This window comes from Streptococcus sp. FSL E2-3488, assembly GCF_038003585.1.
Classification (GTDB): Bacteria; Bacillota; Bacilli; order Lactobacillales; family Streptococcaceae; genus Streptococcus; species Streptococcus thermophilus.
In genome coordinates this window covers 207183-229479 of record NZ_JBBOPL010000001.1, presented here as the reverse complement: position 1 = coordinate 229479, position 22297 = coordinate 207183, and the positions used below count along the sequence as shown (strand labels likewise).

General features: G+C 39.1%; 19 protein-coding genes and 5 pseudogenes. 6 read left to right on the top strand and 18 right to left on the bottom strand.

Going from position 1 to position 22297, the window contains the following annotated elements:
* Positions 1-16: 16 nt before the first annotated feature.
* The 3 genes from tsaD to tsaB are packed head-to-tail and all read right to left on the bottom strand — an operon-like array spanning position 17 to position 2131.
* Complete coding sequence (gene tsaD / locus MHH90_RS01370; RefSeq protein WP_011681638.1) at positions 17-1030, bottom strand: tRNA (adenosine(37)-N6)-threonylcarbamoyltransferase complex transferase subunit TsaD; 1014 nt, start codon at positions 1028-1030, stop codon at positions 17-19.
* Positions 1030-1443 carry a ribosomal protein S18-alanine N-acetyltransferase gene (gene rimI / locus MHH90_RS01365; protein ID WP_290367019.1) on the bottom strand — a complete coding sequence of 138 codons (414 nt, stop codon included), beginning with the start codon at positions 1441-1443 and terminating at the stop codon, positions 1030-1032. Before rimI ends, tsaD begins: the two co-directional genes overlap by 1 nt.
* A 1-nt stretch (position 1444) precedes the next feature.
* The gene (gene tsaB / locus MHH90_RS01360; protein WP_011681639.1) at positions 1445-2131 is read right to left on the bottom strand and encodes a tRNA (adenosine(37)-N6)-threonylcarbamoyltransferase complex dimerization subunit type 1 TsaB; all 687 of its coding nucleotides are present in this window, start codon (positions 2129-2131) and stop codon (positions 1445-1447) included.
* 263 nt (positions 2132-2394) lie between these two features.
* Between tsaB and MHH90_RS01355 the strand changes: the two genes are divergently transcribed.
* Together MHH90_RS01355 and rnjA are read left to right on the top strand one after the other, a co-directional pair.
* Positions 2395-2625, top strand: a complete 231-nt coding sequence (locus MHH90_RS01355; protein ID WP_002947111.1) for a DNA-dependent RNA polymerase subunit epsilon — start codon at positions 2395-2397, stop codon at positions 2623-2625.
* A 4-nt stretch (positions 2626-2629) separates the two neighbouring features.
* Positions 2630-4312, top strand: coding sequence for a ribonuclease J1 (gene rnjA / locus MHH90_RS01350; protein ID WP_011681640.1), 1683 nt, complete (start codon positions 2630-2632; stop codon positions 4310-4312).
* Between the two features lie 144 nt (positions 4313-4456).
* Here rnjA and MHH90_RS01345 read toward each other — a convergent pair.
* From MHH90_RS01345 to MHH90_RS01330, 4 genes and pseudogenes are all read right to left on the bottom strand, one after another.
* A pseudogene (locus MHH90_RS01345) lies at positions 4457-5043 on the bottom strand (CHAP domain-containing protein).
* 98 nt (positions 5044-5141) lie between these two features.
* Positions 5142-6485 carry a type I glutamate--ammonia ligase gene (gene glnA, locus MHH90_RS01340; RefSeq protein ID WP_011681641.1) on the bottom strand — a complete coding sequence of 448 codons (1344 nt, stop codon included), beginning with the start codon at positions 6483-6485 and terminating at the stop codon, positions 5142-5144.
* Between the two features lie 48 nt (positions 6486-6533).
* Entirely contained in the window at positions 6534-6908 is a 375-nt protein-coding gene (locus tag MHH90_RS01335) for a MerR family transcriptional regulator (RefSeq protein ID WP_011681642.1), read from the bottom strand.
* 172 nt (positions 6909-7080) lie between these two features.
* On the bottom strand, positions 7081-7584 hold the full coding sequence (locus tag MHH90_RS01330) for an FUSC family protein (protein ID WP_011681643.1): 504 nt from the start codon (positions 7582-7584) through the stop codon (positions 7081-7083).
* Between the two features lie 244 nt (positions 7585-7828).
* On the opposite strand from MHH90_RS01330, the gene MHH90_RS10195 reads away from it, so the two are divergent.
* Both MHH90_RS10195 and MHH90_RS01325 read left to right on the top strand, forming a co-directional pair.
* Complete coding sequence (locus tag MHH90_RS10195; protein ID WP_014608460.1) at positions 7829-7966, top strand: hypothetical protein; 138 nt, start codon at positions 7829-7831, stop codon at positions 7964-7966.
* Positions 7948-8630: pseudogene (locus MHH90_RS01325) on the top strand (transposase); the annotation flags it as partial. The gene MHH90_RS10195 and the pseudogene MHH90_RS01325, both read left to right, overlap by 19 nt.
* A 79-nt stretch (positions 8631-8709) precedes the next feature.
* On the opposite strand, the gene MHH90_RS01320 reads toward MHH90_RS01325, so the two are convergent.
* Positions 8710-9909 carry a phosphoglycerate kinase gene (locus tag MHH90_RS01320; RefSeq protein WP_340725742.1) on the bottom strand — a complete coding sequence of 400 codons (1200 nt, stop codon included), beginning with the start codon at positions 9907-9909 and terminating at the stop codon, positions 8710-8712.
* A 259-nt stretch (positions 9910-10168) separates the two neighbouring features.
* A pseudogene (tnpA, locus tag MHH90_RS01315) lies at positions 10169-10414 on the bottom strand (IS200/IS605 family transposase); the annotation flags it as partial.
* Positions 10415-10528: 114 nt separating this feature from the next.
* Between tnpA and MHH90_RS01310 the strand changes: the two are divergent.
* Together MHH90_RS01310 and MHH90_RS01305 are read left to right on the top strand one after the other, a co-directional pair.
* Positions 10529-11850 (top strand): annotated as a pseudogene (locus MHH90_RS01310) (IS3 family transposase).
* Positions 11851-11961: 111 nt separating this feature from the next.
* Positions 11962-13222 (top strand): annotated as a pseudogene (locus MHH90_RS01305) (ISL3 family transposase).
* A gap of 41 nt (positions 13223-13263) precedes the next feature.
* Here MHH90_RS01305 and gap read toward each other — a convergent pair.
* The 9 genes from gap to rpe form a co-directional block, all read right to left on the bottom strand.
* Positions 13264-14274 carry a type I glyceraldehyde-3-phosphate dehydrogenase gene (gene gap / locus MHH90_RS01300; protein ID WP_071417427.1) on the bottom strand — a complete coding sequence of 337 codons (1011 nt, stop codon included), beginning with the start codon at positions 14272-14274 and terminating at the stop codon, positions 13264-13266.
* 186 nt (positions 14275-14460) lie between these two features.
* Positions 14461-16542: an elongation factor G gene (gene fusA / locus MHH90_RS01295; protein WP_014727708.1), complete on the bottom strand. Its 2082-nt coding sequence runs from the start codon at positions 16540-16542 to the stop codon at positions 14461-14463.
* 220 nt (positions 16543-16762) lie between these two features.
* Positions 16763-17233, bottom strand: a complete 471-nt coding sequence (rpsG, locus tag MHH90_RS01290; RefSeq protein WP_011226575.1) for a 30S ribosomal protein S7 — start codon at positions 17231-17233, stop codon at positions 16763-16765.
* 18 nt (positions 17234-17251) lie between these two features.
* Positions 17252-17665, bottom strand: coding sequence for a 30S ribosomal protein S12 (gene rpsL / locus MHH90_RS01285; protein ID WP_002884809.1), 414 nt, complete (start codon positions 17663-17665; stop codon positions 17252-17254).
* Between the two features lie 216 nt (positions 17666-17881).
* Complete coding sequence (gene purR, locus MHH90_RS01280; protein ID WP_011681650.1) at positions 17882-18706, bottom strand: pur operon repressor; 825 nt, start codon at positions 18704-18706, stop codon at positions 17882-17884.
* A 93-nt stretch (positions 18707-18799) separates the two neighbouring features.
* Entirely contained in the window at positions 18800-19741 is a 942-nt protein-coding gene (locus MHH90_RS01275; RefSeq protein WP_011681651.1) for a 3'-5' exoribonuclease YhaM family protein, read from the bottom strand.
* Positions 19731-21005, bottom strand: coding sequence for a DNA recombination protein RmuC (gene rmuC, locus MHH90_RS01270; protein ID WP_084826150.1), 1275 nt, complete (start codon positions 21003-21005; stop codon positions 19731-19733). Before rmuC ends, MHH90_RS01275 begins: the two co-directional genes overlap by 11 nt.
* A gap of 1 nt (position 21006) precedes the next feature.
* A complete protein-coding gene (locus MHH90_RS01265) occupies positions 21007-21639 on the bottom strand; it encodes a thiamine diphosphokinase (RefSeq protein ID WP_084826151.1) in 633 nt (210 codons plus the stop codon).
* The gene (rpe, locus tag MHH90_RS01260; protein WP_084826152.1) at positions 21632-22291 is read right to left on the bottom strand and encodes a ribulose-phosphate 3-epimerase; all 660 of its coding nucleotides are present in this window, start codon (positions 22289-22291) and stop codon (positions 21632-21634) included. Before rpe ends, MHH90_RS01265 begins: the two co-directional genes overlap by 8 nt.
* Positions 22292-22297 lie beyond the last annotated feature (6 nt).

The following is a 22297-nucleotide window of genomic DNA, read 5'->3' as shown; positions in this document are numbered from 1 at the left end:
GAGTAAGAGGTTCTTCTTATTCTTCAAATCCTGCAAAGGCTAGACTTGGTTTAGCATTTAAATCCAAGTCAGCAAAATGTTTTTTATCACATTCAATAGCTGCTGCTAAAGCAATCATACCAGCATTATCACCACAAAGACGCAAAGGCGGAATAACCACATCTACATCTGTGATTTCTTCAGCTAGGCGTTCACGTAAGCCCTGATTAGCTGCGACGCCCCCAGCAACAACAAGTGTCTTGACAGGGTAACGCTCTAAGGCTTTCTTGGTCTTAGCTAGGAGAATATCCAAAACAGCAGCTTGGAAGGAAGCACAAAGGTCTTCTGTGACTAAAACTTCCCCTTTCTGCTCAGCATTATGGTGCAAATTGATGAAGGCTGACTTCAAGCCTGAAAATGAAAACTCCAAGTGGTCTTCCTTAATCATGGCACGTGGGAAATCATAAACATCTTTCCCCTTATGAGCCAATTCATCAATCTCTCGTCCTGCTGGGTAGGTCAAGCCCATCACACGTCCCACCTTATCATAGGCTTCACCAACCGCATCGTCACGTGTCTCACCAACAATCTTGTAATTCCCTGGTTCTGACACATAAACCAACTCTGTGTGGCCTCCAGATACCAAAAGCGCTAGGAGGGGGTACTCCAACTCTTGAACCTCACGCGCCGCCATCAGATGCCCTGCCATATGATTGACCGGAATCAAAGGCAAACCGTGCGCCCATGCAAAGGCCTTAGCTGCTGCCATCCCAACCAAGAGGGCTCCAACCAATCCTGGACCATAGGTTACAGCTACAGCATCCAATTGTTCAGCAACAATTCCCGCCTCAGATAGAGCATCCTTAATACAAAGAGTCACTACTTCCACATGGTGACGGCTAGCCACCTCAGGAACAACGCCACCAAATCGTTTATGGCTTTCTACCTGACTAGCAATAATATTACTTAAAAGATCTTTCTCATTTTTTAAAACAGCAACTGAAGTCTCGTCACACGAGCTCTCCACCGCCAAAATATATCTATCTGCCATTAGATTTCCTCTCGCCTCATGATAACTGCATCCTCCTGAGGCTCATGATAATAATTTTTCCGAATTCCTAGACTTTCAAATCCAAATTTTCTGTATAGCGCCTGAGCGACTTGATTTGACGCTCTAACTTCAAGAAAGATGGGTTCACTACGCTCCTCTAAATACTTCATCAACTGACTGGCATACCCACATCCCTGATAAGCTTTTAGAACCGCAATATTGGTAACTTCAATCTCACCAACTAAATTTTGAAGAGCTAAAAAACCAACAACTTCTTCTTGATTATAAACATAGAAATATTCAGTAGTGTCCAAAGCCAAGTCTGCTACCACCTGCTCAAGTGTCCATGGAGATTTGTCATAAACATCCGACAAAATCTGGTAAATGAGCTGAGCCTGTTCCTGACTACTCAATCTAGACGCGCTTGATGTAGTTGTCACGATTAGTCTCCTCATGTGTCTTAAGCCAGTTTTCCTCCGCCTCAACTCGCTTCAAGTAATGAGGGACAAAGGCATCCACATTAACAGGAGGCAAGGATAAGCCTAAACGACCAATTAACAGGGCTGACGGAAGACTTGGCAAGATAGTTGCCTCTGGAAGACTTTCCTTAATCTGATCCACAAAATTAGCCACTTCACCTACAAAAGTTACCTTTTCAAAAGTTTTAGCTTGCTCAAGAACATCTGTAAAGGCAGCATGACGATCCGGGATGATAGCTTGGCCATTTTCATAAAATCCGACGTAAACATTATTACGACGGGCATCCATGATAGGAATTACAACACCATCAGCTGAGTGATCCATCAAGGCCTGCAAACTTGAAACTCCCACTAAATCAATGTTAAGGGCATATGCTAAAGTCTTAGCTGTTGCGACAGCCACACGAAGCCCTGTGTAGGAGCCGGGTCCTTGAGCAACAACAACACGGTCTAAATCAGCTGGTTGCCAGCTCACCTGAGCAACCAAAAAATCAATAGTGGGCATTAGACTAATACTATGATTCTTTTTCACTGTCACTGTTGCCTCTGCCACTAAATTCTCATCTTCCAACAAGGCTACTGATAAAGCAGTGCTGGAAGTATCAAATGCTAATATTTTCATCTTTTTTCCTTGTTTCTTTTTATGCTTCTCTATTATAACACAAGTAGTTGTTTCCCAAAAATGAACATTTCCCAACTTTTTCCGCCATTTTCTTTATCTACCCCTTATCTTATGGTACAATAATAGTAATTGTTATACGAATCAAGGCTTACTACCTATTACTCATAAAAGTGAATATCAAAACGTCAAGTAAATCAGAGAAAAGATTGACTTGACCGGTTTTTTTATAGAATGGTAGAGCCTTTTGGAAAGAAAGGAAAATCATGATTTATAAAGTTTTTTACCAAGAAACTAAAGAGCGTAGCCCACGCCGTGAACAGACAAAATCACTCTATCTAGATATCGATGCAGAAACTGAACTTGAGGGACGTATCCAAGCTCGTCAAATCATCGAAAAAAACACTGCCTACAACATCGAATTCATTGAGCTCCTCTCAGAAAAAGCCCTTGAATACGAAAAAGAAACAGGCGTTTTTGAAGTAACGGAGTTCTAAGACCATGGCATCAAAAATCAATCTAAAACCTGAAGAAGTTGGGGTTTATGCGATTGGTGGTTTGGGAGAAATCGGTAAAAATACCTATGGTATTGAATACCAGGATGAAATCATCATCGTCGATGCGGGTATTAAATTCCCTGAAGATGATCTTCTCGGTATCGATTATGTCATCCCGGACTATTCTTACATCGTTGAAAACGTTGACCGTGTTAAGGCTCTTGTCGTTACTCACGGTCACGAAGACCATATTGGTGGTATCCCCTTCCTTCTTAAACAGGCAAATATCCCAATCTATGCAGGACCACTTGCTCTTGCTCTTATCAAAGGAAAATTGGAAGAACACGGACTACTACGTGATGCACAACTCTATGAAATTAACGCTGATACAGAGCTTACTTTCAAAAATATGAGCGTAACCTTCTTCCGCACAACTCACTCAATTCCAGAACCTCTCGGAATTGTCATCCATACACCACAAGGTAAAATTGTTTGTACCGGTGACTTTAAGTTCGACCTCACTCCAGTAGGTGAGCCAGCAGACCTTCATCGTATGGCTGCACTCGGTGAAGAAGGCGTTCTTTGCCTCCTCTCAGACTCAACCAATGCTGAAGTCCCAACTTTCACTAATTCCGAGAAGGTCGTTGGACAATCCATCATGAAAATAATTGAAGGCATTCACGGACGTATTATCTTCGCCTCATTTGCCTCTAATATTTTCCGTCTTCAACAAGCTGCTGAGGCTGCTGTAAAAACCGGTCGTAAGATTGTTGTCTTTGGACGTTCTATGGAGAAAGCCATTGTTAATGGTGTTGAACTAGGCTATATCAAAGTTCCAAAAGGAACTATTATTGATCCTAGTGAAATGAAAAACTATCATGCCAGTGAGATTCTTATCTTGTGTACCGGTTCTCAAGGGGAGCCTATGGCGGCCCTTGCACGTATTGCCAATGGTATGCACCGACAAGTAACACTACAACCTGGTGACACCGTTATCTTCTCATCTAGCCCTATCCCAGGAAATACAACCAGCGTTAACCGTTTGATTAATACCATTCAAGAAGCGGGTGTAGATGTTATTCACGGTAAAATCAACAATATCCATACCTCTGGTCACGGTGGTCAACAAGAGCAAAAACTAATGCTTCGCTTGATAAAACCAAAATTCTTCATGCCTGTTCATGGTGAATACCGCATGCAAAAGGTCCACGCAGATCTCGCTGTTGATTGTGGTGTTCCGAAAGAGAATATCTTTATCATGGAAAATGGTGATGTCTTAGCCCTAACAAAAGATTCTGCTCGTCGTGCAGGTCATTTCAATGCTCAAGACATCTATGTCGATGGTAATGGTATCGGTGATATTGGGGCGGCCGTTCTTCGTGACCGTCGTGATCTCTCTGGAGATGGTGTCGTCCTTGCTGTCGCAACTGTTGACTTCAATTCTAAGATGATTCTAGCTGGTCCAGATATTCTCAGTCGTGGATTTATCTATATGCGTGAATCTGGTGATCTTATTCGTGATAGCCAACGCATTCTATTCAACGCTATTCGTATTGCTCTTAAAAATAAAGACGCCAGCATTCAATCCGTTAACGGAGCTATCGTCAATGCATTACGACCATTCCTATACGAAAAAACAGAACGTGAGCCAATTATCATTCCCATGATTCTCACACCTGATAACTAAAAAATGGTAGCCTGACAGCTACCATTTTTTAGTATGCTACAAATCTTCAGTAAGTAAAAAGTTCTATAAACGCTGCTTCTCCTTTTATGCACCTGAATAAATGTAAGATACCACCTCTGGTGTTGTTGAATTTTATGGATTAAACTAACCACGATAGTTATCAATGTGTTGCAAATTGTTATAGTTCGACTCCAAGATTTGAATCTAACCAACTTGTGTAACAAAACCAACGTATCTAATATCCACCATCATCAGTCCAACATACAATCGAACGAGCAGCAGATATCGAACCAACAGCATAGCCTTGGCTAGCAGCGCTTCCTGCCCAATCGCCACCATTACACCACCAGTTACTTCCCCATAGAGTAATTTCTTTAACACCCCATGTACATTGACCAACTAGATAACAATTCCACATGGAATCTATATCTGTATCAGTAACTGTTACCTCTGAATAAAAAATTTCAGATATATCTTCATCTGCTGTGGCAGTTCCTGAAACATCCGAAGTTCCACCAAGAACGAGTCTTGACCAGATAGTCATGCCATTTTCAGCAGCTAATTGATATGTAGCTACGCTATATTGGCTAGCAATTGAGAAGAATAAGTCTCCCATTTTGAACAGTATAATAATCAGCATCAGTTATTTGAGCGACTGTAAGACCAAGCAATAATGTACTTGGGACTATTGCTAAGGCAGTATTTTTGTTGTTTTTATATTCCCTCCTGATTAAGATTGATATGAAATTAGTTTAACATCTTAATATTTTAATGTAATTAAGAGAGAAAAAAAAGAAAACCAGGTAACCCTGATCTTCAAATTATTTTATTAATACAGATCTAAGTAGTTATCAATTTCCCATTGTGAAACGAAAGTAGCATAGCTTGCCCACTCCAAACGTTTCGCATCAAGGAAGTTTGTATAGATATGATTACCCAATGCTTGACGAACCACTTCATCCGTTTCCAATGCTTTAAGAGCATTACGTAGTGTTGAGGGCAAATCAATGATACCAGCCTCTTTACGTTCTTCTGGAGACATTGAGTAGATGTTTGTTTCAATTGGAGCTGGAGCTTCAATCTTATTAATGATACCATCAAGTCCGGCTTCCAAAAGAACGGCCATTGCCAAATATGGGTTTGCCATTGGGTCAACTGAACGCAATTCCAAGCGTGTACCCATACCACGAGAAGCAGGAACGCGGATTAATGGTGAACGGTTGCTACCCGCCCATGCAATATATACAGGAGCTTCATAACCAGGAACCAAACGTTTGTAAGAGTTCACTGTTGGGTTAATAATTGCAGTATAGTTATATGCATGTTTCATCAAACCACCAAGGAAGTAGTATGCGTCTTGAGACAATTGCATACCATGTGGATCCTCTGGATCAAAGAAAGCATTTCCTTCTTCAGTGAAAAGAGACATGTTACAGTGCATACCACTACCGGCAATACCATATTTAGGTTTCGCCATAAATGTAGCGTATAGACCGTGTTTACGAGCGATTGTCTTAACAACCAATTTGAAAATTTGGATATTATCACAAGCTTTTAAAACTTCAGTATATTTAAAATCGATTTCGTGTTGTCCAACCCCAACCTCATGGTGAGATGCTTCAACTTCAAATCCCATTTCTGTCAACACATTAACAATTTCACGACGTGTATTGTCGGCAAGGTCAGTTGGTGCAAGGTCAAAATAACCACCTTTATCGTTAACTTCAAGCGTAGGATTACCTTGTTCATCTAATTTTAAAAGGAAAAATTCTGGCTCTGGTCCAAGATTAAATGATTTATAACCAACTTCTTCCATATGACGCAATGCTTTTTTCAAGTTACCACGTGGGTCTCCTGCAAATGGTTCACCTGCCGAAGTATAGATATCACAAATAAGACCAGCGACTGACCCATTTTCATCGCCCCAAGGGAAGACTGTCCAAGTATCAAGATCTGGGTAAAGATACATATCAGATTCATTGATACGAACAAAACCTTCAATTGATGAACCATCAAACATAACTTTATTTGAAAGTACCTTATCCAACTGTTCATCTGTCGCAGGAATTTCAACATTCTTCATAATACCAAGGATATCAGAGAACATTAAACGCAAAAAAGTAACATTCTTCTCTTTGACTTCGCGACGAATATCAGCTGCTGTGATTGCCATAATAGGGGTCTCCTTTATAAAAACCAAAAATAAAAGTTCAAAGCGTAATTAAATACGCAAGTTACCAAATTGTTGCGATGGAGTCGTAAAACGACCTTGCTGAAGGAGTTCATCATGCAAGATACGTCGAACATCCGCATCAGTTAAAGCTACTTGTTTTTGTTGTACACGAATTTTACGTTTCTCATACTCATGCTTAATTGCTGCAATATTGTAACCGTCATTCAAAAAATCTTTGATTTCCAATAAACGATCCATATCATTTAATGAGTACATACGACGATTCCCAGCTGTACGTTCAGGTTGAATCAACCCCTGATCTTCATAGTAACGAATTTGACGAGCAGTTAAATCCGTTAACTTCATAACTGTGCCAATCGGAAAAACAGCCAAAGAACGTCTTAGTTCTTTTTCTCTTGCCATGATAATTCTCCTTTCCTAACAATTATATTCTGAATGTTACTACATGTCAACAGATAATGTCACTTTTTCTTACACAATAAGAAAAACCCGAACATTGTATTGCTTATTACCTTATATTCAAGGATTTTATTTTAAAAAACATAAAAAAGAGCTCAAGAGAACTCTTTTATTCTTATTTTAGATGTTTAAGTAACCAATCATAATCATAATTAACAAGGATTGCAATAAAGACTCCGCAAAACGTTTCAAATACTCTTGCTATCACATAGGTGAAAGTATTATCAGGTGGGATAGACAAAGTGATAATCAGAAGCGCAGCCACTCCTCCAATAACTCCGGAAGCATTATTAAAGGATACATTAATGACAATAGTTAACATTGTTAAAATAGGGACCAATAGCAAGGTCACCCAAACTGAATTGTCAAACCACATATTCACAAAATAGAATAAAAGCGATAAAAGCCCCCCAACTGTATTTGCAAAAATACGTGATTTTCCAAATTGAACACTACGGTCAAAGTTCTCACGCAAACTAAAAACAGCAGTTAAACAACCAATCTGAAGCCCATCCCAGCCGAAAGCAGAGAACAATCCTAAAACAAGAAAAACGGCTATTCCGGTCTTTAGTGTACGCATACCAAACTTAAATTTTTTTGGTTCAAATTTCAATCCCATTCATTTATTTTACCATGATTTACTAGTTTTTGGGATATTTCACTGTATAATTAAAAAATAAAAAAGAATGTTAATATTTTACATTTTACAATTGAATAGTATTCAATTCAACAAAAAAAGAACGGCTCTATAATTTCTGTAGTGGATAAAACCACTGTAGAGATTATAGAGCTTTTTAAGTATACACAAAAAGTCCCATAAGAACTATAATGAAGAGCGACAAAACCATCATTAGGAAGAACTTATGAGACTTATTAAGAATACCACAGAATTGATCGGAATTAAAGACCCTAACATCATTATTTCTCTTGTTTTTGAAACGAATACTCATATCGAGGTTCAAGCAAAACTGGATTATCCTGTATACGAAACTACTTTTTGAAGTATCCATTGGAAATCCGACAACAGGTACAATTTATCACGATGGATATGTCTGGAGCTTATATTCCACTGGCTCGCAAACTCTTTCCTAACACCAAAATCGTTCCTGATCGATTTCACATTATCCAGAACCTTGGACGTGCCTTTTTAAAGACAAGAATTGCCATTATGAACCAGTTTAATAAGAATTCACTACCTTATTGAGATTTAAAAAATCACTGGCGACTTTTTCAAAAGGACAGTCGTAAGCTATCTCTCAACTCCTTCTATTCAAAGACCTTCAGACAAACTTTAGTACCACATGGAATCATTGAGAAGACATTGGTCTTTTCAGAAGAGATCGCTAATGCCTACAAACTTTATCAGCTTTTACTTTTTCACTTTCAGGAGAAGAGAGTAGATTAGTTCTTTGAGTTAATAGAGGAGAACACAAGCAAGGTCAACCACTACTTTCAAACGGTCTTTAGGACTTTTCTTAGACACAAGAAATCCATCAAGAATGTGTTAGAAACAGACTATTCAAACGCAAAACTCGAAGCGACTAACAAGTTGATTAAAGACATCAAACGGTTGGGCTTTGGTTTTAGAAACTTCATCAACTTTAGGAAGCGTGTCTTCATCACTCTGAACATACAAAAAGAGAAAACCTATCCGGTCCTCTCTAGATATTAGCTTTTCGTCACCCACTACAGTTGACAAGGAGCCAAAAGAACGCCCTATAGAACGTTCTTGATTTACTAAAAATTATTTTTCAGTCAAAGCTGCAAGTCCTGGAAGTTCTTTACCTTCAAGGAGTTCCATAGATGCACCACCACCAGTAGAGATCCATGAGAATTTGTCTGCATATCCAAGGTTGATTGCTGCAGCAGCTGAGTCACCACCACCGATGATTGATTTAACACCTGGTTGTTTCACGATAGCGTCCATCACACCGATTGTACCAGCCTGGAAGTCAGGGTTTTCAAATACACCCATAGGTCCATTCCATACAACTGTTTTAGCACCAGTCAAAGCTTCGTCGAATTTAGCGATAGATTTTGGACCGATATCAAGACCAAGGAAACCTGGGTCTATTGCTTCACCTTCAGTATATTTCACTTCAGTGTAGTCAGCAAATGCGTTTGCTTCTTTTGAGTCAACTGGCAAGATCAATTTACCATTTGATTTTTCAAGAAGAGCTTTCGCTACATCCAATTTATCTTCTTCCACAAGTGAGTTACCGATTTCGATACCTTGCGCTTTGAAAAATGTGTAAGTCATCCCACCACCGATAAGAACTTTATCAGCTTTTTCAAGCAAGTTTTCGATAACACCGATCTTATCTGAAACTTTTGAACCACCAAGGATAGCCACGAATGGACGTTCTGGATTTTCAACTGCTTCTTGGATGTATGCAATTTCGTTTTCAAGAAGGAATCCAGCAACAGCTTTTTCAACGTTTGCTGAGATACCAACGTTAGATGCGTGTGCACGGTGAGCTGTACCGAATGCATCGTTTACGAAGATACCATCTCCAAGTGATGCCCAGTATTTACCAAGTTCAGGATCATTTTTAGATTCTTTCTTGCCATCAACATCTTCAAAACGAGTGTTTTCAACCAAGAGAACTTGCCCATCTTCAAGAGCGTTAACAGCTGCTTCCAATTCAACACCACGTGTAACACCTGGAATAAACTTAACATCTTGACCCAATTTAGCAGCCAAGTCAGCAGCTACAGGAGCAAGTGATTTACCTTCTTTATCAGCTTCTTCTTTTACACGTCCAAGGTGAGAGAAGAGGATTGCACGTCCACCTTGTTCAAGGATATACTTGATAGTTGGAAGGGCAGCAGTGATACGGTTGTCGTTAGTGATCACGCCATCTTTTACAGGTACGTTGAAGTCAACACGAACAAGAACTTTTTTCCCTTTCAACTCAACATCTTTAACAGTCAATTTAGCCATTTGATCAGACTCCTTAATTTTTTAATACGTTCTCATTATATCACAAAATGCATAAAAGAGATAGCAAAATCAGAAGGATTTCTAGCTAATTGCTAGTAGGCTACTTTTATCATATAATCAAAATAGAAAGTCAGAATAGCAATAAAAAAAAAAACACCTAAATAAAATTCAGAAAAAAGCTAATTTCGATTTAAATATAATCCTCATACTTACACTTATTCCTCTTCTTTCTTACTTTTAAACAAACACTCTTTTCCTATAAATATCCCATAAATGAGGAAATACTTAGTTTTGATGGTATGCTCACCAACATGTGAATATGATCTGGGCAAGCTTCAGCTTCATGAATTTCAACGCCTTTTCTTTCACATAATAACCGTAAGATTTGACCAATACTTGCTTTGTATTTCCCATAGATTATTTGACATCTATATTTTTGGGCGAAAACAATATGATACTTACAATTCCAAGTAGTATGTCCTAAACTATTATTATCCTGTCTCATCAGGGGTCCCCCTTTTGTATATTAGTTAGTGGTCGGGAAACCTTATCTAATATAACACTTGAACTGCACCCCAAAAGTTAGATAGAAAAATCTAACTTTTGGGGTGTTTTTATTATGAAACTAACTTATGAAGATAAAGTTCAAATATATGAATTGAGAAAGCAAGGTCAAACCTTCAACCAACTTTCAAAACGATTTGGTGTGGATGCTTCTGGATTAAGATATATGACGAGATTGATTGAACGTTACGGAATAGAAATTATCAAGAAAGGTAAGCATCGTTACGATTCACCAGAATTAAAACAAGAAATGATTGATAAAGTGCTACTTGAAGGTCGTTCACAAAAAAGTGTAAGTCTTGATTATTGTCTTCCAAGTGGTGGAATGTTGCCTAACTAGATAGCACAATATAAAAAAATGGGTATACAATTCTTGAGAAAAGAAGAGGCAGAGTACCTAAAATGGGGCGTAAACGTAAGAAAACTTGGGAAGAAATGACAGAACTAGAGCGACTCCAAGAGGAGAATGAACGCTTACGTACCGAGGTGGCCTACCTAAAAAAGTTAAAAGAGTTAGAGGAAAGGGACGAAGCCTTACATCGAGAAAGGCAGAAACAGTTAGAGAAATGGTTTCAGGAGGATTTCGACTAGATTTACTTCTTGAAACAGCACGTTTAGCTCGCTCGACTTACTATTATCAGTTGAAACAACTAGATGGGCACGACAAAGATAAAGAGACTAAAGGCGAAATTCAAGAAATTTATTATGAGTATAAAGGAAATTATGGCTATCTCCGAATAACTCTTGAATTGAGGAATTGTGGTTTTGTAGTGAACCAAAAGAAGGTCCAACGTCTGATAAATCTCCTTGGTTTAAGTTCCCAAATTCGTCGTAAACGCAAGTATTCTTCATACCAAGGAGAAGTTGGTAAGAAAGCAGATAACCCTTATTCAACGGCAGTTTGAAGCAGCCAACCCAATGGAAAAGTGCTACACAGATGTGACAGAGTTTGCCATTCCAAATAGCACACATAAATTATATTTATCGCCTGTTTTAGATGGTTTCAACAGCGAAATTATCGCTTATAATCTCTCAACTTCACCAAACTTAGAACAAGTGAAATCTATGTTAGACCAGTCCTTCACAGAGGAGCATTATGAAAATACAATTCTCCATAGTGACCAGGGATGGCAATACCAACATCAGTATTATCATCAATTTTTAGAGGATAAAGGGATTCAACCGTCCATGTCACGTAAGGTAAATAGTCCAGACAATGGTATGATGGAGTCTTTCTTTGGCATTCTTAAGTCTGAGATGTTTTATGGTTACGAGAAGATGTTTCACTTACTTGAGCAATTGGAACAAGCTATTGTAGACTATATTGATTATTACAACAACAACAAACACATTAAGGTAAAATTAAAGGCTCTATAATTTCTGTAGTGGGTAAAACTACTGTAGGGATTATAGAGCTTTTTGAGTGTACACAAAAAGTCCCATAAGAACTATAATGAAAAGCAACCAAACCATCATTAGGAAGAACTTATGAGACTTATTAAGAATAACACAGAATTAATCGGAATCAAAGACCAAAATATCAAGATTTCACTTGTTTTTGAAACTGACACTCATATCGAGATTCAAGCAAAACTTGATTACCCTGCACCATCATGTCCTCATTGCCATGGAAAGATGATCAAGTACGACTTTCAAAAGCCTTCTAAAATCCCTCTTCTCGAGCAAGCGGGAACGCCAACTCTACTACGTCTGAAAAAATGTCGTTTCCAGTGTAAAAATTGTAGGAGAGTAAGGGTGGCTGAGACATCTATCATTGAGAAAAACTGCGAGAAAAACTGCCAAATCTCTAATCTGGTCCGACAAAAGGTTACACAACTCCTAACTGAGAAGGTGTTACTAACTGATATTGCCAGAAGACTTCGCGTGTCGACGTCCACTGTCTATCGTAAGCTTGATCAGTTTACTTTCAAGGAACATTATGACAAACTCCCTGCTGTTATGTCCTGGGATGAGTTTGGGTTCAAGAAAGGGGAGTTGGCTTTTGTGGCTCAAAACTATGAGACAAACCAACTCATAACCATCCTTGATAATCGCCGCCAAACTACTATACGAAACTACTTTTGAAGTATCCATTGAAAGTCCGATAACAGGTACAGTTTATCACGATGGATAAGTCTGGAGCTTATATACCACTAGCCCGCAGACTCTTTCCAAACGCAAAAATCGTTCTTGATCGTTTCCACATCATCCATCACCTTGGACGTGCCTTTTTAAAGACAAGAATTGCAATTATGAACCAGTTCGATAAGAAGTCACTACCCTATCGAGCCCTGAAAAATCACTGGCGACTCTTCCAAAAGGACAGCCCTAAACTATCTCTCAACTCTTTTTATTCAAAGACTTTCCGCCAAACTTTAGCACCACATGAAGTTGTTGCGAAGACACTAGTCTTTTCAAAAGAGCTTACTGACTACTATACACTTTATCAGCTTTTGCTTTTTCACTTTCAGGAGAAGAGAGTAGATGAGTTCTTTGAACTGATAGAGGAAAATAGGAGCAAGGTCAATCATTATTTTCAAACTGTCTTTAGGACTTTTCTTAGACACAAGCAATACATCAAAAACGCACTAGAAACGGACTATTCAAACGCGAAACTTGAAGCGACTAATAAGTTGATCAAAGACATCAAACGTTTGGGCTTCGGTTTTAGAAACTTTATCAACTTTAAGAAGCGTGTCTTCATCACACTGAACATACATAAAAAAAGGACCTACCCGGTCCTCTCTAGATGTTAGCTTTTCGTCACCCACTACAGTTGACAAAGAGCCATTATTTAGCGATTTTCGCGAAGTATTCAAGAGTACGTACAAGTTGTGAAGTGTAAGACATTTCGTTGTCGTACCATGAAACAACTTTAACCAATTGTTTACCGTCAACGTCGAGAACTTTAGTTTGAGTTGCGTCAAACAATGAACCGTAAGACATACCTACGATATCTGAAGATACAATCGGATCTTCTGTGTATCCATATGATTCGTTTGAAGCTGCTTTCATAGCTGCGTTCACTTCATCAACAGTAACGTTCTTTTCACAAACTGCTACCAATTCAGTAACTGATCCAGTTGGAACTGGAACACGTTGTGCAGATCCGTCAAGTTTACCGTTCAATTCTGGGATTACAAGACCGATAGCTTTAGCAGCACCAGTTGAGTTAGGAACGATATTTGCAGCACCAGCACGTGCACGACGAAGGTCCCCACCACGGTGTGGTCCGTCAAGGATCATTTGGTCACCAGTGTAAGCATGGATAGTAGTCATCAACCCTTCAACAACACCAAAGTTGTCATGAAGTGCTTTAGCCATTGGAGCCAAACAGTTTGTAGTACATGAAGCGCCTGAGATAACTGTTTCAGTACCATCAAGGATATCGTGGTTAGTGTTAAATACAATTGTTTTAACATCATTTCCACCAGGAGCAGTAATAACAACTTTCTTAGCTCCACCAGGGTGCAAGTGTTTTTCAGCAGCATCTTTCTTAGCAAAGAAACCAGTTGCTTCAAGAACGATTTCTACACCATCGTTAGCCCAGTCAATTTGTTCTGGATCACGTTCTGCAGAAACTTTAACGAATTTACCGTTAACTTCGAATCCACCATCTTTTACTTCAACAGTACCGTCGAAACGACCTTGAGTTGTGTCGTATTTCAACAAGTGTGCAAGCATAACTGGATCAGTAAGGTCGTTGATGCGTGTAACTTCAACACCTTCTACGTTTTGGATACGACGGAAAGCAAGACGACCGATACGGCCGAAACCGTTAATACCAACTTTAACTACCATTAGTGATTTCCTCCTTATGAAAATCAAATAAATATAATTTTGAGAGCGAGCTCTCCCTATTGTGAAAAGATTAACTTGAGGGCTTTCATTTAACCTTTTAACACACCTATTATATAATTTTTTTCAGGAAAATGCAAATAGAAAAGGCACTTACTTTCATAAGCACCTTAACTTAAAAACTTCTAATTAAGCTTCACCAGAATTTTTCTTGATGATTTCTTCTTGAACTGATTTTGGAACATCTTCATAGTGATCAAATACCATCATGAATGTACCACGTCCTTGAGTTGCAGAACGAAGTGTTGTTGCATAACCGAACATTTCAGCAAGTGGTACATAGGCACGAACGATTTGGGTATTACCGTGTGCTTCCATACCATCAACACGTCCACGACGAGCAGTAACGTGACCCATAACATCACCAAGGTTCTCTTCTGGAGCAGTGATAGTTACAAGCATCATTGGCTCAAGAATAGTTGGTTGTGCAGTCTTAGCAGCTTCTTTAAGTGCAAGAGATGCAGCAATCTTAAAGGCAGTTTCAGATGAATCGACATCGTGGTATGAACCATCATAAAGCTTAGCTTTAATGTCAACCATTGGGTATCCAGCAAGGACACCATTAGCCATTGATTCTTCCAATCCTTTTTCTACTGCAGGGATGAATTCACGTGGAACCACACCACCAACGATAGCATTTTCGAATTCGAATCCTTTACCTTCTTCGTTTGGAGTAAATTCAATCCAAACGTCACCAAATTGACCTTTACCACCTGATTGGCGTTTGAAGAATCCACGTGCTTGTGTTGCAGCACGGAATGTTTCACGATATGATACTTGTGGGGCACCAACATTGGCTTCAACCTTGTGTTCACGTTTCAAACGGTCAACAAGGACATCAAGGTGAAGTTCACCCATACCAGAGATAACAGTTTCACCAGTTTCAGGGTTAGTTTCAACACGGAATGTTGGATCTTCTTCAGCAAGTTTTTGAAGACCGATAGCCATTTTATCTTGGTCAGCTTTAGTCTTAGGCTCAACCATCAATTGGATAACTGGTTCTGGAACTTCGATTGACTCAAGAATAACTTTAGCTTTTTCATCAGTCAATGAGTCACCAGTTGTAGTATCTTTCAAACCGATAGCAGCAGCGATATCACCGGCATAAACTTGTTCGATTTCTTGACGGCTGTTAGCGTGCATTTGAAGGATTCGTCCGATACGTTCGCGTTTACCTTTAGAAGTATTCATTACGTAAGAACCTGATTGAAGGATTCCTGAGTAAACACGGATAAATGTTAAACGACCTACAAATGGGTCAGTCATGATCTTGAAGGCAAGAGCTGCAAATGGCGCTTCATCAGAAGCAGGACGAGTTTCTTCTTCGCCTGTATCTGGGTTAATACCTTTGATGGCTGGAATATCAAGTGGACTTGGAAGGTAGTCAATAACCGCATCAAGCATCAATTGAACACCTTTGTTTTTGAAGGCTGAACCACAAAGAACTGGGAAGAATTCAACGTTAATTGTAGCACGACGAATAGCTGCTTTCAATTCATCGTTAGTGATTTCTTCACCTTCAAGGTATTTCATCATCAAATCTTCGTCAGTTTCAGCAACTGCTTCGATCAATTTTTCACGGTATTCGTTTGCTTGATCTACGTATTCAGCTGGAATATCTTCTTCAAGAATATCTGTACCTAGGTCATTAGTATAGATTTCAGCTTTCATTTTAATCAAGTCAATGATACCACGGAAGTCATCTTCAGCACCGATTGGTAATTGAATTGGGTGTGCGTTTGCTTGAAGACGATCATGAAGTGTGCTTACTGAGTAAAGGAAGTCAGCACCGATTTTATCCATTTTGTTGGCAAATACGATACGTGGAACACCATACTCAGTTGCTTGACGCCAAACTGTTTCAGTTTGAGGCTCTACACCTGATTGTGAGTCAAGAACGGTTACGGCACCATCCAATACACGGAGTGAACGTTGTACTTCGATAGTGAAGTCCACGTGTCCTGGTGTATCGATGATGTTAACACGGTGACCATTCCATTGCGCTGTTGTAGCGGCAGAAGTGATTGTGATACCACGTTCTTGTTCTTGCTCCATCCAGTCCATTTGTGATGCACCTTCGTGAGTTTCACCGATTTTATGAATTTTACCAGTGTAGTAAAGGATACGCTCTGTTGTAGTTGTTTTACCAGCATCGACATGGGCCATGATACCGATATTACGAGTTTTTGCAAGTGAAAATTCGCGTGCCATTAGGTTTATTCTCCTATAAATATTTTAGTTTACTTATTTATTATAACATTATTGTCAAAAAACGGATAGGCAGGACCTACCCGTTCTTCAATGATATTCAACTGTTTTTCAAACGATATAAATTATACAATTTGAACCAGAACCAAAACTCAATCTGTTACAGTTCCAAAGCCTCAGCTTATGAATAATATATAACTGTAATACAGCTTGAAACTTATAATTACCAGCGGAAGTGTGCAAAGGCACGGTTTGCTTCAGCCATTTTGTGAGTATCTTCACGTTTCTTAACTGCTGCTCCAGTGTTGTTTGCAGCATCCATGATTTCTTTTGCAAGACGTTCTTTCATAGTGTGTTCACCACGCGCACGTGATGCGTTAACCAACCAACGAAGACCAAGAGTTATACGACGTTCTGGACGAACTTCAACTGGGACTTGGTAGTTTGAACCACCAACACGACGTGCACGTACTTCAAGTACAGGCATGATGTTGTCCATAGCTGTTTCGAATACTTCAAGAGCATCGTTTCCAGTTGCTTCTTTGATTTGCTCGAAAGCATCGTATACGATTGTTGCAGCAGTACCACGTTTACCATCAAGCATTACACGGTTGATAAGACGTGTAACGATTTTTGAATTGTACAATGGATCTGCCAATACTTCGCGTTTAGGCGCTCTATTTTTACGACTCATTTTATCTTATCTCCCTTCTTACCCTTTAGGACGTTTAGCACCGTATTTAGAACGGCTTTGTTTACGATCAGCTACACCTGCAGTATCAAGTGCACCACGGACGATGTGGTAACGTACCCCTGGAAGGTCTTTTACACGTCCACCACGGATAAGAACAACGCTGTGTTCTTGGAGGTTGTGTCCGATACCTGGGATGTAAGCAGTAACTTCGATAAGGTTGCTCAAACGTACACGAGCAAATTTACGAAGGGCTGAGTTAGGTTTTTTAGGTGTCATTGTTCCAACACGTGTTGCAACACCACGTTTTTGTGGTGAAGATACGTTAGTTTGAACTTTTTTGTGGCTGTTGTAACCAACGTTCAAAGCTGGTGATTTAGATTTAACAACTTTTGATTGACGTGGTTTACGAACCAATTGGTTAATTGTAGGCATCTACATTCTCCTGTGTTTTTTATTTTTGGTTGATATGGCACTGGTGACAATCCATATCTGTGTGTACTTTTGCAACTTATGTCAGCACGTCTCTGTACACTTTTGAGAGACCAAAAGTAAAAAGTACCATCTGATATAATACCATATTCTAAGGAACATTGTCAACAAATTCTTACCAAAAAGAAAATTCCTAAATATTAAATTAGGAATTACGTTCTAAGCTTTTGATTTATCGAAAATATTACCTACTTCAACTTCTACTTTTTGTGATTTTACATCGATGTCAGATACAGTGAGCAATGATTTGTATTCATGAATGTCTCGATCGACTTTGGCATTCTCTGCAAATACAGCTACACCCACCAACTCACTATCAAATTCCGAAAGCAAACTAATCATACCGGTAATAGTGCCGCCACCTTTAAGAAAATCATCAACAATAAGAACACGACTATTTGGTTTCAAACTGCGTTTTGAAAGGAACATTTTTTCAATACGATTGCTTGAGCCACTGACGTAGTTTACTGAGACTGTTGATCCTTCTGTGATTTTCAGATCACGACGAACAATAACAAATGGAATATTCAAGACATCTGCCACTGCATTTGCCAAAGGCACACCTTTTGTAGCAACAGTCATTACAGCATCAATTTTTTGCCCTTTAAAAGCACTAGCAATAATACGACCAACATTTTTCAAAATCGATGGGGTACTTAATAAATCAGATAGATAGAGATAACCACCTGGCAAGATACGATCACTCTCAGCAAGGCGTTCACAAAGATTTTCAACTAGACTTCTTGCATCTTCATCAGAAATAGTTGGTGTAAATATAACACCCCCAGAGGCACCCGTTACTGTTTCGATTTCCCCTATTTGACTTTCTTCAAAAGCTTTTTTAATAATAGCAACATCTTCTGAGATTGACGACTTAGCAGCTTCATAACGCTCTGCAAAGGTGTTAAGACTTGTTAGTTTATATGGATTATTAATCAGGTAGTTTGAAATCACTACCATACGCTCACTTCGTTTTAATTTCATAGGTTACCTATATTTTCTGTATTTTTTAACTATTATACCATAATACAATAAAAAGCGAACATTTTTTCATTAAATGTTCACTTACTTTCGCTTCTAATCACATTTTGGCTTATAGAAAGAACGGTTATCCATGGCAAATAGACGATTAGTCATCTCTCCTGGTCCAACTAAGTTAAGAGCTGTCGTCATCATCATCATACTAGCATCGAGATTATCAATCATATGGATAACCTCCGCTTCCATGATACGAGGACGAACTGGACTTCCATACTCCAATTGCCCGTGGTGACTTAAAATGACATGACGTAAAACAACAACATCCTCACGTGTATCATCAATATTAAGCTCGACAAGAACTTTGGTGATTTCTTCATCAATCAAAGCTATGTGACCAATCAAGTTTCCACGAACGGTATATTCTGTATTTTCAGGACCAGTTAATTCAATGACCTTAGCTAGGTCATGTAGCATAATTCCTGCAAAGAGCAAACTCTTATTTAGCTCTGGATAAATATCTCCAATACTATCAGCCAAGCGAATCATAGTCGCTGTATGATAAGCTAATCCACTTTCAAAGGCATGATGGTTTGTTTTAGCAGCAGGAAAACTAAAAAACTCCTTATTATGCTTACGATAAAGGGCACGGACCACACGTTGCCATGTAGCTTCCTCTATTTTGAAAATCATCTGCTCAAGATATTCACGCACTTCGGATAAATTTACCGGTGGCTTTCCCTTAAAATCAGCCGGATCATTCGGTTCACCAAATAAAGGGAGTCGCAAGGTAATTTGATTGACTTGAGGCGTGTTATTATAAACCTCTCGGCGTCCTTTCATATGGACTACCTTACCAGCTGTAAATTCTTCAACATTATAAGGCTGAGCATCCCATAAATTTCCTGAAATCTCACCAGAATCATCCTGGAAGGTAAAGGCAATGTAGTCCTTTCCCGCTCGTGTCTTACGTACTTCTGCACGCTTAATCAGATAAAAGCCTTCAAAATACTCATCTTTTTTCATTTGATTAATTTTCATGCTCATCCTCATTTTCTAATCGTGGTAAATCTAACAAACTTTGTGTCGCACTATCTTGGTAGGTTTCAATGGTATCAAGAGCTCTAACAATTGCCCTGCTCCGTGTGTTAAGCAGACTATCGACAGTTTTACTTGCTGTATTTAATTGTTTTTGAGCCTTAGCAAGCATATCTCCAAACTTACCGAACTCCAGTTTAACGTTGCCTAAAATTTTACTAATATCATCCGCATTCTTTTGAATATTCAAAGTTCTAAATCCTACAGATAATGAATTCAAGAGTGCAGATAATGTTGATGGACCTGCAATTACAATATTCTCCTCGCGACGAAGGGCGTCAAAGAAGGCCGGCTGTCGTACCACCTCAGCATAAAGTCCTTCCGTCGGCAAAAATAATATACCAAAATTGGTAGTCTCAGGTGGATTAAGATACTTCTTATTAATATCCTTGGCAAATCGTCGAATACTAGTCATAAGTGACCTACGATGACTCTCAATCTGCTCTTTATCGCCAGATTCATAAGCATCTTCCAGACGATAATAATCTTCTAGGGGAAACTTAGAATCTATCGGGAGGTAGACATATTCGTCTTTATGATTTCCAGGCATCTTAATTGCATATTCAACCCGTTCACTTGAACCTGATACCGTAGGAAATTCTCGCTCGTACTGATTAGCAGCCAGTATATCTTCAATAATTTGTCCTAATTGAAGTTCTCCCAGAATACCACGTGTTTTTGTATTTGAAAGGACCTTGTTGAGGCTCCCAACATCCTTAGCAACATTTTTCATTTCCCCCAAACCTTGGTTAACAGATTCTAGCTGTCTTGAAACCGTCTCAAAAGACGCTTGTAAACGTGTTTGTAAAGTTTGTTCCAGTTTCTCTTCAACTGTCTGACGCATTTGTTCCAAACGTTTCTCATTGGAATCCTGCATATCCCTAACAGCTTTCGCCAGGCTTTGGTTTATTTGCTCTAGGCGTTGATCAGAACGATCTCGATTATCGGATAAGTTTTGGTGCAAAACCTCGCGAATATCTGTCAATTGTTGATAAAGTGCCACCTGCAATTGATTCAATTGCTTTGTCGTTTCGAGTTGATTTGTTTTAGCAAAATTTTCTAACTGAAAAGAAATTTGATCTGAAAGATTATCTGCATTTTCTTCCAGAGTCTTGTTAAGCTGTTCTTTTAACTCCACATTCTTCAAGTAGAGAACAGCCAAAAACCCTAGGCTTAAAAAAGTCAAAAGTGTAAGCAGGTAGATCATACTAACTCCTATCTCTAGTCTGGATGATAATCACGTATCCATTTGGTACCGTCACATGAATTGGACCATCAACGAATTCATTGCTGGAATAGATTTTTTTTTGAAAATAATTACTACTGGTTAATTCATATTTTGCTCCCAAAATCGTCAGTTCTCCATCACCTTCCTGTAAAAAGGATATATAAGTCATATCAGGTTCTGGAAGAAATTCATGTTTGCCTTCTGAACAATAAGTAATTTTATTTTGCTTATCCCGTAAGCAGATACGATCCATAAAAGGAGCTAGTTGCGGATCGCTGACTAGAAATACATTTGACAACATATGATCTATCCTACCACCAAAAGCACCAAAAATGGTTACTTCAGCTTCGGGGTAAGCCTGAAAAATCAATTTTAAAGCTAACTCAGTGTCTGTGTCATTCTTCTCAGCTGAAGCTTTCTTACAAAATTTAGCTGTCGATTGAATGACGTCTAATTCTAACTCAGAGACCGAATCAAAATCCCCTACAGCCAGGTCAAGAGGTAACCCTAACTCCAGTAAGTACAAACAAGCACGATCCACTCCAACAAAATAATCAAAATCGGTAGTGAACCAATCTAGCTCACCACCGACAAACAAAGCTATTTTAGGCATCGATAGCATCACGGAGCGTTTGAACTTGCGCAGTCAAATCATGATTTTTGAAAAGGTAAGAGCCCGCTACAAAAACATTAGCTCCCGCCTTAGCACATGCTGCGATGGTTTTGTTATCTACACCACCATCAACTTCAATATCGAATGAATAGCCACCTTTTTGGCGAAGTTCAACGACCTGTTCTACCTTAGACATCATTTCTGGAATAAAGGTCTGACCACCAAAACCTGGGTTTACAGTCATAATAAGTACTTGATCCACTAGAGCAAGTACTGGAATAAGTGCCTCAACTGGTGTGCCAGGATTGATTACAACACCTGCTTTCATACCAGCAGCTTTAATCTTCTGAATGGCACCATGAATGTGTTTAGTAGCTTCGACATGAATAGTCACAATATCTGCACCAGCCTGTGCGTAAGCAGTCACATAACGCTCAGGATCAACAACCATAAGATGACAATCAAAAACTAACTTACTATGTTTACGCATGCTAGCAACCACATCTGCTCCCCAACTGATATTCGGAACAAATTGGCCATCCATGATATCGATATGAACATATTCTGCGCCTGATGCATCAATACGAGCTAGTTCAGAAGCAAAATTAGCGTAATCAGCAGCTAGGATAGATGGAGCAATTTTATATGACATGAGAGA

What these genes read in the sequence shown, in the direction of transcription:
- tsaD (WP_011681638.1), bottom strand. Translation starts at nt 1,030, where the DNA reads ATGGCAGATAGATATATTTTGGCGGTGGAGAGCTCGTGTGACGAGACT.
- tsaB (WP_011681639.1), bottom strand. Translation starts at nt 2,131, where the DNA reads ATGAAAATATTAGCATTTGATACTTCCAGCACTGCTTTATCAGTAGCC.
- MHH90_RS01355 (WP_002947111.1), top strand. Translation starts at nt 2,395, where the DNA reads ATGATTTATAAAGTTTTTTACCAAGAAACTAAAGAGCGTAGCCCACGC.
- rnjA (WP_011681640.1), top strand. Translation starts at nt 2,630, where the DNA reads ATGGCATCAAAAATCAATCTAAAACCTGAAGAAGTTGGGGTTTATGCG.
- glnA (WP_011681641.1), bottom strand. Translation starts at nt 6,485, where the DNA reads ATGGCAATCACAGCAGCTGATATTCGTCGCGAAGTCAAAGAGAAGAAT.
- MHH90_RS01335 (WP_011681642.1), bottom strand. Translation starts at nt 6,908, where the DNA reads ATGGCAAGAGAAAAAGAACTAAGACGTTCTTTGGCTGTTTTTCCGATT.
- MHH90_RS01330 (WP_011681643.1), bottom strand. Translation starts at nt 7,584, where the DNA reads ATGGGATTGAAATTTGAACCAAAAAAATTTAAGTTTGGTATGCGTACA.
- MHH90_RS10195 (WP_014608460.1), top strand. Translation starts at nt 7,829, where the DNA reads ATGAGACTTATTAAGAATACCACAGAATTGATCGGAATTAAAGACCCT.
- MHH90_RS01320 (WP_340725742.1), bottom strand. Translation starts at nt 9,909, where the DNA reads ATGGCTAAATTGACTGTTAAAGATGTTGAGTTGAAAGGGAAAAAAGTT.
- gap (WP_071417427.1), bottom strand. Translation starts at nt 14,274, where the DNA reads ATGGTAGTTAAAGTTGGTATTAACGGTTTCGGCCGTATCGGTCGTCTT.
- fusA (WP_014727708.1), bottom strand. Translation starts at nt 16,542, where the DNA reads ATGGCACGCGAATTTTCACTTGCAAAAACTCGTAATATCGGTATCATG.
- rpsG (WP_011226575.1), bottom strand. Translation starts at nt 17,233, where the DNA reads ATGAGTCGTAAAAATAGAGCGCCTAAACGCGAAGTATTGGCAGATCCA.
- rpsL (WP_002884809.1), bottom strand. Translation starts at nt 17,665, where the DNA reads ATGCCTACAATTAACCAATTGGTTCGTAAACCACGTCAATCAAAAGTT.
- purR (WP_011681650.1), bottom strand. Translation starts at nt 18,706, where the DNA reads ATGAAATTAAAACGAAGTGAGCGTATGGTAGTGATTTCAAACTACCTG.
- MHH90_RS01275 (WP_011681651.1), bottom strand. Translation starts at nt 19,741, where the DNA reads ATGAAAATTAATCAAATGAAAAAAGATGAGTATTTTGAAGGCTTTTAT.
- rmuC (WP_084826150.1), bottom strand. Translation starts at nt 21,005, where the DNA reads ATGATCTACCTGCTTACACTTTTGACTTTTTTAAGCCTAGGGTTTTTG.
- MHH90_RS01265 (WP_084826151.1), bottom strand. Translation starts at nt 21,639, where the DNA reads ATGCCTAAAATAGCTTTGTTTGTCGGTGGTGAGCTAGATTGGTTCACT.
- rpe (WP_084826152.1), bottom strand. Translation starts at nt 22,291, where the DNA reads ATGTCATATAAAATTGCTCCATCTATCCTAGCTGCTGATTACGCTAAT.